We start from the raw sequence: 15,445 nt of genomic DNA on the forward strand, positions 1-15,445 counted from the left end.
GGGACGGAGGGACGGGCCCGCCCCCGGGGCCGGAAAGCAAAAAGCCCCCCTCCCGCTGGGGGGAGAGGGGCCGGGGAAGTGGCGTCAGCGCGCCTCTTCCCGCTCCGAATAGGGCGACTCGTCGCCGTAGCCTTCCTCGCCGTCCTGGGCCTCGCGCTCCTCCTGCGACAGAGGGACGCCGCCGCGGCGGACCGCCAGGGCCAGGGCCTCCTCCAGCTCGCGCTGGGTGCACAGGCCGAGCAGCACGGGGTTGCGCGGCTTGATGTTCGGGGCATTCCAGTGCGTGCGGTCGCGGACCGCCGCGATGGTCGGCTTGGTCGTGCCGATCAGGCGGCAGAGCTGGGCGTCCGACAGCTCCGGATGGTGCTTCAGCAGCCAGGCGATGGCGTCCGGCTTGTCGCCGCGCTTGGTGATCGGGGTGTAGCGCGGTCCCTTGGACCGGGCCGCCGGCAGCGGCAGGTCGGGGATCAGCAGCTTCAGGCGCAGATCCTGGTTGCGCTCGCAGCGTTCGATCTCGCCCTTGGTCAACTGACCGTTGGCCACCGGGTCCAGCCCGACCATGCCGACCGCCACCTCGCCATCGGCGATGGCCTGGACCTCCAGGGAATGCAGGCCGCAGAAGGCGGCGATCTGCTCGAAGGTCAAGGATGTGTTCTCGACCAGCCAGACGGCCGTCGCTTTCGGCATCAAGGGCAGTGCCATCGTCCCTCCTGACAACTCCAACCCGACCGCACCCGCTGGCGGGTGGCGCGATCGGCCATAACTATACCGGATGGTCCCGAGCTTCGCCCTCCATATAGGGCCGGAACCGGTCGATGTAAGCGTGCTCGGGCAGGCGGCCGGGAAAACCCGGACACCGATCCTTCTGCTAACCGTCTTGGCGCGCTTTAGCAAGCCCACCCGGCTGTCCGGGAACAAGAATGAAGCGAAAAAATCGCTTGAAAGGGAATTCCCGGCTGTGAATCCGGGGAATTCCCTTCGCAATCCAACGGTTCGCGGGTGCGGCGACGATCAGCGGCCGACCGTCATGACGATCTTGCCGATGTGCGCGCTGGATTCCATCAGGGCGTGCGCCTCGGCCGCCTGCTCCAGCGTGAAGACCTTGTGGATCACCGGCTTGACCGAGCCGCCTTCCAGAAGCGGCCAAACCTTTTCGCGCAGGGCGGCGGCGATGCGGCCCTTCTCCTCGACCGAGCGGGCGCGCAGGGTCGAGCCGGTGAGGGTCAGGCGCTTGGTCATCACCGGGAACATGTTGATGGAGACCTTCGGCCCCTGGAGGAAGGCGATGGAGACGTGCCGCCCGTCGGGGGCCATGATGCCGATGTCGCGGGCGATGTAATCGCCGCCGACCATGTCCAGCACCACGTCGACGCCGCGCCCGCCGGTCTCCTTCTGGATGACGGCGGCGAAGTCCTCGGTCTTGTAGTCGATGGCGCGGTCGGCGCCCAGCTCCTCGCAGGCGCGGCACTTCTCGGCGCTGCCGGCGGTGGTGAAGACCTTCGCCCCGAAGGCCTTGGCGAGCTGGATGGCCGTGGTGCCGATGCCGCTGGAGCCGCCATGGACCAGCAGCGTCTCGCCGGGCTTCAGGGCGCCGCGCTCGAACACGTTGGTCCAGACGGTGAAGAAGGTCTCCGGCACCGCGGCGGCCTCGACCATGCCGTAGCCCTTCGGCACGGGCAGGAGCTGCGGCGCCGGGACCACGCAATACTGGGCGTAGCCGCCGCCGGCGATCAGGGCGCAGACCGCGTCGTCGGCGGCCCACTCCGTGACGCCCTCGCCGATGGCGACGACGCGCCCGGCGATCTCCAGGCCGGGCAGGTCGGAGGCGCCCGGCGGCGGGTCGTAGCGGCCCTGGCGCTGCAGCATGTCCGGGCGGTTGACGCCCGCCGCCTCCACCGCCACCAGCACCTCGCCGGGGCCGGGCACCGGGGCGGGGCGCTGCACGGTGCGCAGGACCTCCGGGCCGCCGGGTTGCGAAATCTCGACGCAGGTCATGCTGTCCGGCAGGGCGATGCCCATGGTGTCTCCCCCATTCCTCGTTGACGCGGTGTCCGCCGATCCGGCCGTCGCCGCTGCGGGCGGCCGGGCCGTTTGTGTCCGCAGGCGTCCAAAGTTAGAATTCCGCACCGGCGCTGACAAGCACGCCCCGCCGGCCTTTCCGACGGGCGGGAAGCGGACGGCGCGGGGCAGGGATGCGCGGAAGCGGGAGGAGAAGCCCTATGGACATCGACGATCTGGAGCCGCGCAAGGCCAAGCCGGCGCTGAAGGACCTGACCGCGCTGGGCGTGGCGGAGCTGAAGGACTACATCGCCGGGCTGGAGGCGGAAATCGCCCGCGCCCGCGCCGCCATCGCCAGCAAGGAGGCGCAGAAGAACGCCGCCGAAGCCTTCTTCAGGAAACCGTCCTGAGAACGCAAAACGCCCCTCTCCCGGATGGGAAGAGGGGCGTCCGGCCGCAACGACGCTCAGTCCGCGCCGACCAGATCGCGGTAGCAGTGCCAGGAGGCGTGACCGATCAGCGGCAGGGCCAGCGCCAATCCCAGGAAGCCGGTGACCATCCCCGCCGCGGTGAACAGCACGATCAGGAAGGCCCAGCCGGCCATGGTCCGCAGATTCTCGCGAAGCACGGCGACGCTGGTCGCCATGGCGGTGAAGCTGTCGGTCTCGCGGTCGAGCAGCATCGGGATCGACACGACGCTGATGGCGAAGACCGCCGTGGCGATGACTCCGCCGACGATGGTGCCGGTCAGCAGGAACGGGATCGTCTGGGCCGAGAAGAAGATACGGTCGACGAGCTGGTCGAAGGCCGGCGGCTCCGTCGCGAAGAACAGCGCGAAGATCAGAAAGGCGATGCGGATCCACGCCAGCATGGCCAGCATCAGCGCCAGACCGATCCCGGCGATCTGCACGCCGTTGCGGCGGTAGGCGCCGGCGACCTTCATCAGCGTCGGCGTCTCCCCCCGCTCCAGCAGGCGGCTGGTCTCGTAGAGGCCGACGGCGAACACCGGCCCCAGCAGCATGAAGCCCGCCGCCATCGGCAGGACGAGATACTGCATGTCCTGCATCGACAGCACCGCCACCAGCGCGAGGCTGGACAGCACCGCCAGCAGGCCGTAGGCGGCGCTGATCGTGGGGCTGGCGCACATGTCGCGCCAGCCGGCGCTCAGCCACACCCAGGGGCGGTCGACGTCGACGCTGCGGATTCGCGGAAGATAGGGTGCCGGCTTGTGGAACTCGGAGGGTTCCTTGCGCCGGACCGGCCGATGGAATTGGGACGCACCGCGGTGAGACGACATGTCGACCATGATGATGGTCCTCCCCTTTGCCCATTGCGCCTCTCGTGAGCGCAACTGTAGCAAAGCGGTCCGCAGTGATCCAGATTGTCTTATGGACGAATTGTTAGAATACCAAATTGTCACAAAAGCGATACCAAAGCACGGGCTCGGCCGTCACTCGTCCCGCTCACCCTCCACCTTCTTGCCATCCAGCTCCGCCGCGCGGCGCTCGGCCTCCTGGCGGTCGCGCAGCGTCTCGGCCTTGGTGCGGCCGAAGCGGATGCGGTTCGCCTCCGCGCTTTTTTCACGCTCTTCCTTCTGGCGCATCTTTCGGAAGCGGTTCAGGTTCACGACATCGGCCATGGGGGACATCTCCGCAGGGCGGGGCATTTCTTCCTCCGGCCAACATGGCCGTTGGAATGCCCAAATTGCTTGTTTTCTTTCGGGACGATAGTTTAGCGGAACCCCGTGCCACCCGGAAGACCGGAGCGGGCGCCAGCGGTTCTCGCGGCTTGTGGCGGCAACACGGCGACTCAACAGCCGAACGGTGGGGAAGGCGCGTCAACCGGTGAAGAGATTCCTGATCGCAGCTCTGATACTCGTCGGTCTGCTGGTGGCCGCGGTGCTGATCGTGCCCAGCGTCGTCGATTGGAACGCCTACAAGGCCCAGATCGCCGAGCGGGTCTCCGCCGCCACGGGGCGCGAGGTGGAGCTGAGGGGCGACATCGGCCTGTCCCTGCTGCCGGCCCCGGCGCTGACGGTGCGCGACGCCCGTCTGGCCAACGCGCCCGGCGGGTCGGAGCAGGACATGGCCCGCCTGAAGGAGCTGGATGTGCGCGTGGCGCTCGGTCCGCTGCTCAGCGGCCACATCCAGGTGCAGAGCATCCGGCTGATCGACCCCACCTTCCTGTTCGAAACGCTGCCCGACGGGCGCTTCAACTGGGACCTGTCCGGGGCCGGGCGTCCGGAGGGCGGTGCGCGGAGCGGGTCCGGCGACGGGCTGGCCTCGGCGGTCAGCTTCGATCAGGTGACGGTGCAGAACGGCACCATCCAGTACCGCGACGCCCGCACCGGCCAGTCGGAGGTGATCGACCGGATCGAGGCGCGCATCGTCGCCGGCAGCTTCACCGGACCGTTCCAGGGGCAGGGCAGCTTCCGGGCGCGCGGCGTGCCGCTGCGCGGGGAGATGTTCGTCAGCCGCCTGATCGACGGCGCCGCCGTCCAGGTTCGGGCGGCGCTGTCGATGGCCGACACCGACGCCACGCTGCGCTTCGCCGGGATCGTGACCAACCCGCCGGGCAGCGGCGGGTCGCGCGCCCAGGGCGACCTGCGCGCCGAGGGCAGCGACCTGTCGCGCGCCCTGGCCCTGGTCGGCAACGCTTCGGCGGACGGCGGGGCCAAAGGGGGCAACGCGCTGCTCGCCCAGTCCTTCGGCATCCGCACGGCGGTCGAAGCGTCCGCGACCACGGCGACCTTCACCAACCTTGAGGCGCAGCTCGGCGACACGCGCGCCACCGGCACGGCAACCCTGCGCAGCGGGACGCCGGCGCGGGCGGAGCTGACCCTGGCCCTGAACCGTCTCGACCTCGACGCCTGGCTGGAGCGCGCCCGGTCGAGCGGCGGCTCGGAGACCGGCACCCCGTCGGCGGCCCGCAATGGAAACGCAGGCAAGGGGGCGCCACCGAACGCTCCGTCTGGTGGCGCGCCATCGGCTGGAGCGGGCCAGCCCGGCGGGTTCGCGCTGCCGGACGCTCTGGACGCCAAGCTCGACCTCGCGGTGGACGGCATCACCTACAACGGCGGGGTGATGCGCCAGGGGCGGGTGGAGGCCAGCCTGGCCGGCGGCACGCTGAACATCGACCGCGTCAGCGCCCTGCTGCCCGGCGGGTCCGACATCGTGGCGGCGGGCGAACTGGCGGCGGCCAACGGTCAGCCGAACCTGAACCTGCGGATGGAGGCGAACGCCGACAACCTGCGCGCCCTGCTGGAATGGCTGCGGGTGGACGTCCGCGCCGTGCCGGCGGACCGCCTGCGCCGGGCCTCCGTCGCCGCGCAGCTGCAAGGGCGGCCGGGGCGGCTGGACGTGAGCGGTCTCGACCTGCGGGTGGACGCCAGCCGGCTGACCGGAGCCGTCGCCTATGTGGACCGCGGGCGGCCCGCCTTTGGGGCGCGGCTCGACCTCGACCGGCTGAATCTCGACGCCTATCTGCCCGCGCCGGACAACGCCCAGACCACCGCCCAGACCACCGCCACCGCTCCGGCGCCGGCGCGCAACGGGACCTCGCCCGCGAATTCATCGGCGACCCCGGCCCGGCTGCTGGCCGGCGTGGACGCCAACCTGGAATTGTCGGTCGGGCAGCTGACCGTGCGCAACACGCCGGTTCAGGGGCTGCGGCTCGACGCCACCGCCGCGGGCGGCACCCTGTCGATCAAGGAGGCGACGGTTCAGGACGCCGCCGGGGTGAAGCTCCGCCTGGACGGGCAGATCGCCGGGCTGGAGCCGCTGCGCGGCGCCCATCTGACGCTGAACGCCGAGGCCGCCAGCCTGGACGGGGTGGCGCGCGCCGTTCCCTGGCCGGAGGGCGCCCCCCCGCCGGAACGGCTGGGCGCGGTGAAGGCGCAGGCCCGCCTGTCCGGCGACGCCGAGCGCCTGGCGGTCGAGCTGGGAGCCGAGGCGGCCGACGGTTCGCTGGAGGCGGGCGGCACGGTGCTGAACGTCGAGAAGAATCCGTCCGTCGATCTGAAGCTGCGCGTCAAGCATCCGGAGCTGGCCCGGCTGGCCAGCCTGTTCGCCGACACCCCGCCCGCCGGCGGCGCGGTATCGGGCTCCTACGGCCCCATGGACCTCTACACGGAGCTGGCGGGCACGCGGAAGGCCTTCACCCTGGGCAACATCCAGGGCGTGCTGGCCGGCGTCACCGTCAAGGGCAAGGCGAGCGCCGATCTGAATGGCAGCAAGCCGCGGGTGGAGGCCGAGCTGCAGACCGGCGATCTCGAGCTGGACCGGCTGGCGGCGCTTCCCGCCGCGGCCTCCCGTCCCTCCGGCGGCTCCTCTCCGGCGGCCGAGGCGTCGCCGGGGGCGCCCGCTGCGACGGGGGATTTCAGCGGGCTGCGCCGCTTCGACGGGCGCTTCGCGCTGACCTCCTCCGCTCTCGTCAAGGGCGGCACGCGGATCGACAATCCGGCCTTGCGCGCCACCGTGACCAACGGCGTGCTGACGGTCGAGCGCTTCGACGGCACCCTGATGGGCGGCCAGCTCGGCGCCACCGGTCGGCTCGCCGCGCCGGGCAGCCAGACGCCGACCGCCGAGGCCACCATCACCCTGTCCAAGGCCAAGCTGGCCGAGGCGGTGGGCGGCGGGCTGGGCGGCGGCGCGCTGGAGATCGCCGGCGGCGTGCTGGACGCCGAGGCCAACCTGACGACCAGCGGGGCCAACGGCGACGCCATGCTCAAGGCGCTGGCCGGCCAGGGCCGCATCAGCGCCCGCGACGGGCTGCTGCGCGGCTTCGACCTCGGCGCCCTGCGCGACCGGCTGACCAAGTTGGAGCGTCCGCAGGAGCTGCTGGGCGCGGTGATGGGCGGGCTTCAGGGCGGGGAGACCCGCTTCGCCCGGCTGGACGGCAGCTTCGCCATCGACAAGGGCGTGGCCCGCACCGAGGACACGCGGCTGACCTCCGACCTGGGCGAGGCGGTGGCGGCGGGGCAGGTCAACCTGCCGGCCCAGACCATCGACATGCGCGTCCGCCTGACCGTGCAGTCCGACCAGTCGCTGCCGCCGTTGACCGTCCGCATGACCGGCGCGCTCGACAAGCCCACCCGCTCCTTCGAGATGCAGGAGGTGCAGGAGTATTTCGCCCGGCGCGCCGCCGAGGGGCTGCTGAACAAGGTGGTGCCGAAGGATCTGCCGCTTCCCGGCGGCGGCAACGCCCCGAAACCCGACGCGCTGCTGAAGGGGCTGATCGACGGGCTGAGGCGGTGAGGGTGAAGGGGGAGCGCGTGACGCATGGCGTCCAAGCCCCGTGACGCGTTGCGTCCAAGCCCCGTGACGCATGGCGTCCAAGCCCCGTGACGCATTGCGTCCAAGCCCGTTGAAGTTCCGTGGGGCGGGTCCCATAATGCGGCAGACAAGAAGCGGATTTTGAGTCGATGCAGGTGGACAATAAGATTCTGGACGATCTGGCCCGTGTCGCGGGTGGCGCGCTCGGCGCGCTGTCGTCCCTGCGCGAGGAAGCTGAGGCGCAGATGCGCCAGCAGTTCGAGCGCGTTTTGTCGCGGATGGATGTGGTGAGCCGCGAGGAGCACGAGGCCGTGCGCGCCATGGCCGCCAAGGCCCGCGAGGAGCAGGAGGCCATGGCCGAGCGGCTTTCCGCGTTGGAGGCCACGGTCGCGGCCCTCCAGGCCGGCGGCGACTCGAAGCCGGATTCGGGCGTCACCGTTCCCCCGGCCGGTCCCATCGCCGGAGGGGGCGGCGGGCCGGTCTGATCCGGCCCTATCACGACACCAATCCTTCACGGATGCCCTGCCGAAAACCAGTTGCGCCGGCCAGACCCTTTTGGCACGGTGCATTGGGTGGTATTCATCCGTCTGCCAGCCACAACATCTCGGGGCTTCCCCTTCTCGCGCGAAGGCGGGCCGGCCCCGGGGCGGTTCCGTCCACCGCGCCTTTACAGGAGGACGCCGACATGTCGGCTGTTGCCGTCGACACCCCCTCATCCGCGCACAATCCCCTGGACATCGTCGAGGAGATCGTCACCGCCAACGAATGGCCCTTCGAGCGGGCCGGCGAGGACGAGCTGATCGTCGAGATCGGCGGGCGCTGGTGCGATTACCGTCTCTACTTCGTCTGGCAGTCCGACGTCAGCGCGATGCAGTTCTCCTGCCAGTTCGACATGAAGGTCCCGGCGGCGCGCCGGTCCTCCGTCAACGACCTGCTGGCGGAGGTGAACGCGCGCATGTGGCTCGGCCATTTCGATGTCTGCTCCGAGGAGCACACGCCGATGTTCCGCCAGACCATGCTGCTGCGTGGATCGCGCGGCGCCACGGTGGAGCAGCTTGAGGACCTCGTCGAGATCGCCTTGTCGGAGTGCGAGCGCTTCTACCCCGCCTTCCAGTTCGTGATCTGGGGCGGCAAGTCCGCGTCGGAGGCGGTGTCCGCCGCCATCCTCGACACCGCCGGGGAGGCGTGACCGCCATGGCGAACGGTGGGGCGCAAGCTGGGACGCAGGGCTGCACGCTGCTGCTGGCCGGCTGCGGCAAGATGGGCGGCGCGATGCTCGACGGCTGGCTGAAGGCCGGCATCGCGTCCAGCGTCGCCGTGGTCGAGCCGTCCGGCCTGCCGGAGTCCCTGCGCGGCAACCCCGCCGTGGTTCTGGCGAGCGGCCCGGATGCGGTTCCCGCCGGCTTCGCGCCCGATGTCGTCGTTCTGGCCGTCAAGCCGCAGGTGATGGACTCGGTCCTTCCGGCCTACCGGGCGCTGGTCCGCCCCGGCACGGTGTTCCTCTCCGTCGCCGCCGGCAAGACCATCGCCTCTTTCGAATCGGCGCTTGGGGAGGGGGCGGCCATCGTCCGCTCCATGCCCAACACGCCCGCCGCCATCGGCCGCGGCATGACCGTCGCCGTCGGCAACCCGGTGGTGACCGAGGCGCAGAAAACGCTGTGCGATTCGCTGCTGCGCGCGGTCGGCGACGTCGCCTGGGTGGAGGACGAGTCGCTTCTCGATGCGGTGACCGCCGTCTCGGGCAGCGGCCCCGCCTACGTCTTCCTGATGGTCGAGGCGATGGCGAAGGCCGGCGAGGCCGCCGGGCTGCCCGCCGAACTTGCCATGCGTCTGGCGCGGGCCACCGTTGCGGGGGCGGGCGAGTTGCTCCACCAGTCCCCGACCGCCGCCGCCGACCTGCGCAAGGCGGTGACCAGCCCCAACGGCACCACCCAGGCGGCGCTCGACGTGCTGATGGCCGGGGACGGCCTGCAGCCGCTGTTCGACCGCGCCATCGCCGCCGCCGCGAACCGTTCCCGCGAACTGGCGAAGTAAGGCGCCATGGCGTTCCTCAGCCCCTCCGCCCAACGGGTCCAGGTCTTGCTGGACGGCTTCGGCCACGGCCACAGCGTGGTCGAGCATGAGGGCAGCACCCGCACCTCGGAAGACGCGGCCAACGCCGTCGGCTGCGCCGTGGCGCAGATCGCCAAGTCCCTGATCTTCCGTGCGAAAGACAGCGGCCGCCCGGTGCTGGTGGTGGCCAGCGGGGCCAACCGGGTGGATGAGAAGGCGGTCGGCCGGCTGATCGGCGAGAAGATCGAGCGGGCCGATCCGGACTTCGTCCGCGAGGCCACCGGCTTCGCCATCGGCGGGGTTCCGCCCATCGGCCACGCCGTGCCGCCGCTGGTCCTCATCGACGCCGACCTGATGGCGCTGGACACCATCTGGGCCGCCGCCGGCACCCCCAACGCGGTGTTCCGCCTGACCCCGGCGCAGCTTGTCGCCATGACCGGCGGGCGGGTCGAAACCGTGCGCAAGGGCTGAGCGCACCCCGCAAGAACCGGTCAAGCGGTCAGGATGCCGCAGCGCGGCATGAGCGCGCATCGCCCGCCCACCCCTCTTCCAAGCCTCTGGATTCTCTGGCAAGACTCTTCCCAACGAGTTCTTGAACAGAGACGCATCAGGGAGGCACCCGTGACCGACGCCCGGCACAACCCGTACGAGACCGACCTCGACCAGAACGCCGCCAACACGGTGCCGCTGTCGCCGCTCTCGTTCCTGCGCCGCACCGCCGCGGTCTATCCGCAGCGCCTCGCGGTGATCCACGGCCCGGTCCGCCGCACCTGGGCGGAAACCTACGAGCGCTGCGTGCGCCTCGCCTCGGCCCTGGCCAAGCGCGGCATCGGGCTGGGCGACACGGTCGCGGTGATGGCCCCCAACACCCCGGAATCCTTCGAGGCGCATTTCGGCGTGCCGATGACCGGCGCGGTCCTCAACGCCCTGAACATCCGCCTGGACGCCGAGGCGCTGTCCTTCATCCTGGAGCATGGCGAGGCGAAGGTCCTGCTGACCGACCGGGAATTCTCTAGCGTCATCGCCAAGGCCGTCCACATGCTGGAGCCGAAGCGCCGCCCCATCGTCATCGACATCGACGATCCGCAGGCCAAGGGCGGCGAACTGATCGGCGAGCAGACCTACGAGCAGTTCCTGGAGACCGGCGACCCGGCCTATGAGTGGCCGATGCCGGCCGACGAGTGGCAGGCCATCGCGCTGAACTACACCAGCGGCACCACCGGCAACCCCAAGGGCGTCGTCTACCATCACCGCGGCGCCTACCTGAACGCCATGGGCAACGTGCTGACATGGGCGATGCCGCACCATCCGGTGTATCTGTGGACCCTGCCGATGTTCCACTGCAACGGCTGGTGCTTCCCCTGGACGGTCACCGCCATGGCCGGCACCAACGTCTGCGTGCGCACCATCACCGCCAAGGGCATCTACGACGCTCTGGCCGACCTCGGCGTCACCCACATGTGCGGCGCTCCCATCATCATGGGCCTGATCGTCAACGCGCCGGAGGACCAGAAGCGCGAGGTCCCGCGCGGCGTGAAGATGATGACCGCGGGCGCCGCCCCGCCCGCTGCGGTGATCGAGAAGATCGAGCGGATGGGCTTCGACGTCACCCACGTCTACGGCCTGACCGAGGTCTACGGCCCGGTCACCATCTGCGCCTGGCACGAGCACTGGAACGACCTGCCGCTGGAGGAGCGCGCGGCGCTGAAGGCGCGCCAGGGCGTGAACTACGCCACGCTGGAAGGGCTGATGGTCGCCGACCCCAACACGCTCCAGCCGACCCGCAAGGACGGCGTGACGATGGGCGAGATCTTCATGCGCGGCAACACCGTCATGAAAGGCTATCTGAAGAACCCGCGGGCCACGCAGGAGGCCTTCTCCGGCGGCTGGTTCCACACCGGCGACCTCGGCGTCTGGCATCCGGACGGCTACATCGAGCTGAAGGACCGCTCGAAGGACATCATCATCTCCGGCGGCGAGAACATCTCGACCATTGAGGTCGAATCGGTCCTCTACAAGCATCCGGACATCGTCGAGGCCGCCGTGGTCGCCCGCCCGGACGAGAAGTGGGGCGAGACGCCCTGCGCCTTCGTCACCGTGAAGGAGGGCAAGCAGCTCACCGAAGCCGAGGTGATCGCCTATTGCCGTCAGCATCTGGCCCATTTCAAGTGCCCGCGCACCGTCGTCTTCACCGCCCTGCCGAAGACCTCGACCGGCAAGATCCAGAAGTACGTGCTGCGCGATCAGGCCCGTGCGCTCAACGAGGAGAAGGCGTGACCGCTGTGACCGGGGGCTTCGGCCCCCTTCCGCCCGAGGAGCGGGCGGACGCCGCGACCCTGGTCCGCCAGGGATTCGGCATTCCCCGCGAGTATTTCGACCGTTCCGTGGAGCTGTTCGGGCCGGACGTGATGCGCGGCCTGCGCGCCGGGGCGGAGGCGGGCCGTGCCGGCCGGCTCGTCGCCTGCGCCGCCGTCTGGCCGATGGACCAATGGTTCGGCGGTCGCCCGGTGCCGTCCTGCGGCGTTGCGGCGGTCGCCGTCGATCCGGCGGAGCGCGGGCGCGGCTATGGCACCGCGCTGATGCGCGGCCTGCTGGAGGAGGCGCGGGCCGGGGGGGCGGCGCTGTCGGTGCTCTACCCGGCAACCCTTCCGGTCTACACCCGCCTCGGCTTCGGGCGGGGCGGGGTGTCCTTCGACTGGAGCGCTCCGCCGGCCGCCCTGTCCGTCGGGCCGCCGTCGGGGGACGGCTGGATCCGCCGGACCGACGCCAGCGACGCCAGCCAGCTTGCGGCGCTACGCCGCAGCCTGCTCACCACCGCCAACGGTCTGGTGGAGCGCAATGAGGGGCTGTGGAGCTTCGCCCTCTGCCCGGACGGGGTTCCGTCCGATGTTTACACTTTCGGTGGTTCTGGCGGCCCCGAGGGGTATGTCGCGGTGGCGCCGCCGGCCGACCGAAAACTCAATGTTGCGGATCTCTGCCTTCCCAGCCCGCGTGCGGTGCGGTTGGCGCAGGGTTTCCTGGCCGGCTACCGGGCGCAGATCGACCGGGTGACGTGGCGCGGCGGACCGGACGATCCGCTGGTTCTGCTGGCACCGGAGCGCGGGGTGCGTGCGGAGGCGTACGATGAATGGTTGTTGCGCATCCTCGACGTGCCGCGCGCCCTGGAAAGCCGCGGATTTCCACCGGGGATTGCGGGAGAGTTGGTTCTCGACGTGTCGGACGCGCTGATTCCGGAGAATTCCGGCGGCTTCCGGTTGCGCCTGTCCGATGGGAGAGCGGCCGTGCACCGGTTGCCGAAGGCGCGGAACGGCGCTGAAAAGGCGGGTGGAGGAACGGATGGAGCGGTGCTGTCGCTGTCCGTCGCCGCGCTCGCCTGCCTCTACAGCGGGCACAAAGATCCTCGCATTCTCCGTCAGGCTGGTCTTCTGCGCGGAGGGGATGAGGCGTTGGCTCTGGCGGCGCTGTTTTTCTCGGGTCCGGCGCCGTGGATGCCGGACCGGTTCTAAAGCGGTGTTACCAGTCGCGTTTATCAAACCAGAAATTAACCCTTTCTGCTGTATCCCTTAGCGACAAAGGCATGACGACGGCCGTCGCACAAGGCCGTACGATCCGGGGGAGCCCGATTTCATGACGATTGGAACGCGGATTGCGCTCGGTTTTGCGGCGGTCCTACTGATGACGGTTGCCGTGGCGTTCGTTGGTTGGAACAGCCTGCGCACCTACGCCGGACGTGTCGATCTGGCAGCCCACACCGCCGAACTGGACGCCCGGTTGAAAACCGTGCGGATCGAGGAAGCCCGCTTCGTCACCGAGCGTGACTCCAAGGCCGCCGACAACGTGCCCGGCATGCTGGACCGGCTGCGCGACGAGGCCCAGGGGACGCGGTCCGCGCTGGAGGACGCCGGCAGCGTCCGGCTGGTGGACGAGATCCTGGCGGGCATCGCCGGCTACCGCAGCGCCTTCGCCAACTTCGTCGCCCAGGACAAGGAGGCCCGCGCCCGCACCCAGAGCATGGAGACGCGCGCCCAGGCCCTGCGGGAGATCGCGGAGAAGATCGGCACGCAGCAGTCCGACCGCTACGACCAGAACATGATCAGCCTGAAGGACGCGGAGCACGCCGTGCGGCAGAGCCGCGACACCTCCGACCGCGCCGACCGGCTGATCGAGATGGTGCTGGAGGCGCGGCGCCTGCAGTCCGACTTCGCCCACACCCGCAACCCCGCCACGATGACCGCCGCCGGGGAAGCCATCGCGGCGCTGCTGGCCAACGCCGAGGCCATCGAGAAGGATCTCGTCGGCACCAACGACGAGGAGCTGGCCCAGCGGATCGTCACCATCGCCGGCGCCTACCGCATGGTGTTCGACCAGACCCGCGCCGAGAGCGCCGGAGAGCCGGCCAGCGGCCGCATCCAGGCGCTGGACCGCCACGCCCAGGAAATCCAGAATCTCGCCCATGAGATGCAGGAGAACCAGGCGATGGTCTCCAGCGCGCTTCAGGAGGCCGCGAACTTCGCCCAGAGCGAGGTGAACGAGGCCGTCCAGTTGCGCGGCATCGCCATGCGGCTGATCCAGGGCGCGCAGTCCGCGATGCTGGGTCAGCGCGACTTCATCCTGATGAACGGCGAGGAGGCCCGCGCGCGCGTGCATGGCGCGGTGAAGGAGACTCTGGCGCTGGCCACCCAGGCCGGGGCCGTGCTGGTCGATTCGGAGGGGCGCGGGCTGATCGCCGCCATCACCGAGGCCGCCCAGGCCTTCGACCGGGAGTTCGCCGCCCTGGTCAGCACCAGCGAGAATCAGCGCACCGCCTCCACGACCATGGCCAAGGCCGCGGGCGACGTCAGCGAGCAGGTGGCCCGTCTCGTCTCCATCCAGCGCGACGACCGCGAGAACGGGCGCAGCGGGGCGGAGCTGATCATCATCGTCGGCGCCGCCGTGGCGCTGGCGCTCGGCATGCTCATGGCCTGGATCATCGACCGCGCCATCACCCACCCGATGCACGCCATGACCAAGGCGATGGGCCGGCTGGCCGAAGGCGACCTGACGGTGGATATCCCCGCCGGCGACCGCAAGGACGAGCTGCGCGCCATGGCCGAGGCGCTCAGCGTCTTCAAGGAGAACGCCCTGGAGATGCAGCGCATGGAGGGCGAGCGGGAGGAGATGCGCCGGCAGATCGACGCCGACCGCCGCCGCACCATGAACGAGTTCGCCAACGGCTTCGAACAGGCGGTGTCGGGCGTCGTCCAGTCGCTGACCGAGTCCGCCGGCAACCTGGGCCGCGACGCGCAGGAGATGTCGTCGGACGCCGCCCTGACCACCGCCAAGTCGAGCGCCGTCGCCGCCGCGTCGGAGCAGGCGTCGAGCAACGTGCAGACCGTCGCCGCGGCGGCGGAGGAACTGTCCTCCTCCATCGCCGAGATTTCGCGCCAGCTCAACAGCAGCTCGCAGGTGGCGGTTGGTGCGGCGGCCAAGGCGACCGAGACCAACGGGATCGTCGAAGGCCTGGCCGAGGCGGCGCAGCGCATCGGGCAGGTGGTGGATCTGATCGGCGAAATCGCCGAGCAGACCAACCTGCTGGCCCTGAACGCGACCATCGAGGCGGCCCGCGCCGGGGAGGCTGGGAAGGGCTTCGCTGTCGTGGCGACGGAGGTGAAGAACCTCGCCGGGCAGACCGCCAAGGCGACCGAGGAAATCTCCAGCCAGGTGGCGCAGATGCAGGCGGCGACGGGTGGGGCGGTGGGCGCCATCCGCACCATCTCCGACGCCGTCGGCACCATCAGCAGCACGGTCACCGAGATCGCCCGCGCCATGGAGCAGCAGGGTCTCGCCACCCGTGAGATCGCCCAGAACGTCAATCAGGCCGCCGAGGGCACGCAGGAGGTGATGCACCACATCGCCGAGGTGACCAACGCCGCCACCAAGACCGGCGGCGCCGCCGACGCGGTTCTGGACGCCAGCCGCACCTTGACCCGGCAGGCCGAGCATCTGCGGTCCGAGGTGCAGGGCTTCCTCAACAAGGTCCGGACCGCCTGACCGCCTGACTGCGGTCCAACGGAGGGGCCGGGAACCGACACATCCTCCGGCCCGTCCCCGTTGCTTTCGCACGGGGCATCTGTTAAGCCGCG

13 protein-coding genes are annotated in these 15,445 nt (G+C 70.2%); 9 read left to right on the top strand and 4 right to left on the bottom strand.

Annotation, left to right across the window (positions count from 1 at the left end):
• Nucleotides 1-84 precede the first annotated feature (84 nt).
• Together DXK32_RS22415 and DXK32_RS22420 are read right to left on the bottom strand one after the other, a co-directional pair.
• The gene (locus tag DXK32_RS22415; protein ID WP_114860534.1) at nucleotides 85-702 is read right to left on the bottom strand and encodes a DUF1013 domain-containing protein; all 618 of its coding nucleotides are present in this window, start codon (nucleotides 700-702) and stop codon (nucleotides 85-87) included.
• 309 nt (nucleotides 703-1,011) lie between these two features.
• Nucleotides 1,012-2,019, bottom strand: coding sequence for an NAD(P)H-quinone oxidoreductase (locus DXK32_RS22420; protein ID WP_114860535.1), 1,008 nt, complete (start codon nucleotides 2,017-2,019; stop codon nucleotides 1,012-1,014).
• A 200-nt stretch (nucleotides 2,020-2,219) separates the two neighbouring features.
• On the opposite strand from DXK32_RS22420, the gene DXK32_RS22425 reads away from it, so the two are divergent.
• Complete coding sequence (locus DXK32_RS22425) at nucleotides 2,220-2,408, top strand: DUF1192 domain-containing protein (protein WP_114860536.1); 189 nt, start codon at nucleotides 2,220-2,222, stop codon at nucleotides 2,406-2,408.
• A gap of 56 nt (nucleotides 2,409-2,464) precedes the next feature.
• On the opposite strand, the gene DXK32_RS22430 is transcribed toward DXK32_RS22425, so the two are convergent.
• Nucleotides 2,465-3,304: a DUF2189 domain-containing protein gene (locus DXK32_RS22430; RefSeq protein WP_114860537.1), complete on the bottom strand. Its 840-nt coding sequence runs from the start codon at nucleotides 3,302-3,304 to the stop codon at nucleotides 2,465-2,467.
• A 144-nt stretch (nucleotides 3,305-3,448) separates the two neighbouring features.
• On the bottom strand, nucleotides 3,449-3,637 hold the full coding sequence (locus tag DXK32_RS22435) for a DUF4169 family protein (protein ID WP_114860538.1): 189 nt from the start codon (nucleotides 3,635-3,637) through the stop codon (nucleotides 3,449-3,451).
• Nucleotides 3,638-3,842: 205 nt separating this feature from the next.
• Here DXK32_RS22435 and DXK32_RS22440 point away from each other — a divergent pair, with 205 nt between their 5' ends.
• The 8 genes from DXK32_RS22440 to DXK32_RS22475 all read left to right on the top strand — a co-directional run bounded on the left by DXK32_RS22440 (nucleotide 3,843) and on the right by DXK32_RS22475 (nucleotide 15,353).
• Nucleotides 3,843-7,253: an AsmA family protein gene (locus DXK32_RS22440; protein ID WP_114860539.1), complete on the top strand. Its 3,411-nt coding sequence runs from the start codon at nucleotides 3,843-3,845 to the stop codon at nucleotides 7,251-7,253.
• A 167-nt stretch (nucleotides 7,254-7,420) separates the two neighbouring features.
• Complete coding sequence (locus DXK32_RS22445; protein ID WP_114860540.1) at nucleotides 7,421-7,756, top strand: accessory factor UbiK family protein; 336 nt, start codon at nucleotides 7,421-7,423, stop codon at nucleotides 7,754-7,756.
• A 200-nt stretch (nucleotides 7,757-7,956) separates the two neighbouring features.
• Complete coding sequence (locus DXK32_RS22450; protein WP_109068036.1) at nucleotides 7,957-8,460, top strand: YbjN domain-containing protein; 504 nt, start codon at nucleotides 7,957-7,959, stop codon at nucleotides 8,458-8,460.
• Between the two features lie 5 nt (nucleotides 8,461-8,465).
• On the top strand, nucleotides 8,466-9,305 hold the full coding sequence (gene proC / locus DXK32_RS22455) for a pyrroline-5-carboxylate reductase (protein ID WP_114860541.1): 840 nt from the start codon (nucleotides 8,466-8,468) through the stop codon (nucleotides 9,303-9,305).
• A gap of 6 nt (nucleotides 9,306-9,311) precedes the next feature.
• Complete coding sequence (locus DXK32_RS22460) at nucleotides 9,312-9,794, top strand: YbaK/EbsC family protein (protein WP_114860542.1); 483 nt, start codon at nucleotides 9,312-9,314, stop codon at nucleotides 9,792-9,794.
• A gap of 150 nt (nucleotides 9,795-9,944) precedes the next feature.
• A complete protein-coding gene (locus tag DXK32_RS22465; RefSeq protein WP_114860543.1) occupies nucleotides 9,945-11,600 on the top strand; it encodes an acyl-CoA synthetase in 1,656 nt (551 codons plus the stop codon).
• Nucleotides 11,597-12,829 carry a GNAT family N-acetyltransferase gene (locus DXK32_RS22470; protein ID WP_247877289.1) on the top strand — a complete coding sequence of 411 codons (1,233 nt, stop codon included), beginning with the start codon at nucleotides 11,597-11,599 and terminating at the stop codon, nucleotides 12,827-12,829. Before DXK32_RS22465 ends, DXK32_RS22470 begins: the two co-directional genes overlap by 4 nt.
• Before the next feature lie 181 nt (nucleotides 12,830-13,010).
• On the top strand, nucleotides 13,011-15,353 hold the full coding sequence (locus DXK32_RS22475) for a methyl-accepting chemotaxis protein (RefSeq protein WP_247877290.1): 2,343 nt from the start codon (nucleotides 13,011-13,013) through the stop codon (nucleotides 15,351-15,353).
• Nucleotides 15,354-15,445: the final 92 nt, after the last annotated feature.

The organism is Azospirillum brasilense, from assembly GCF_003349955.1.
Classification (GTDB): domain Bacteria; phylum Pseudomonadota; class Alphaproteobacteria; order Azospirillales; family Azospirillaceae; genus Azospirillum; species Azospirillum brasilense_B.

What these genes read in the sequence shown, in the direction of transcription:
- DXK32_RS22450 (WP_109068036.1), top strand. Translation starts at nt 7,957, where the DNA reads ATGTCGGCTGTTGCCGTCGACACCCCCTCATCCGCGCACAATCCCCTG.
- DXK32_RS22420 (WP_114860535.1), bottom strand. Translation starts at nt 2,019, where the DNA reads ATGGGCATCGCCCTGCCGGACAGCATGACCTGCGTCGAGATTTCGCAA.
- DXK32_RS22415 (WP_114860534.1), bottom strand. Translation starts at nt 702, where the DNA reads ATGGCACTGCCCTTGATGCCGAAAGCGACGGCCGTCTGGCTGGTCGAG.
- DXK32_RS22445 (WP_114860540.1), top strand. Translation starts at nt 7,421, where the DNA reads ATGCAGGTGGACAATAAGATTCTGGACGATCTGGCCCGTGTCGCGGGT.
- DXK32_RS22435 (WP_114860538.1), bottom strand. Translation starts at nt 3,637, where the DNA reads ATGGCCGATGTCGTGAACCTGAACCGCTTCCGAAAGATGCGCCAGAAG.
- DXK32_RS22460 (WP_114860542.1), top strand. Translation starts at nt 9,312, where the DNA reads ATGGCGTTCCTCAGCCCCTCCGCCCAACGGGTCCAGGTCTTGCTGGAC.
- DXK32_RS22425 (WP_114860536.1), top strand. Translation starts at nt 2,220, where the DNA reads ATGGACATCGACGATCTGGAGCCGCGCAAGGCCAAGCCGGCGCTGAAG.
- DXK32_RS22430 (WP_114860537.1), bottom strand. Translation starts at nt 3,304, where the DNA reads ATGGTCGACATGTCGTCTCACCGCGGTGCGTCCCAATTCCATCGGCCG.
- proC (WP_114860541.1), top strand. Translation starts at nt 8,466, where the DNA reads ATGGCGAACGGTGGGGCGCAAGCTGGGACGCAGGGCTGCACGCTGCTG.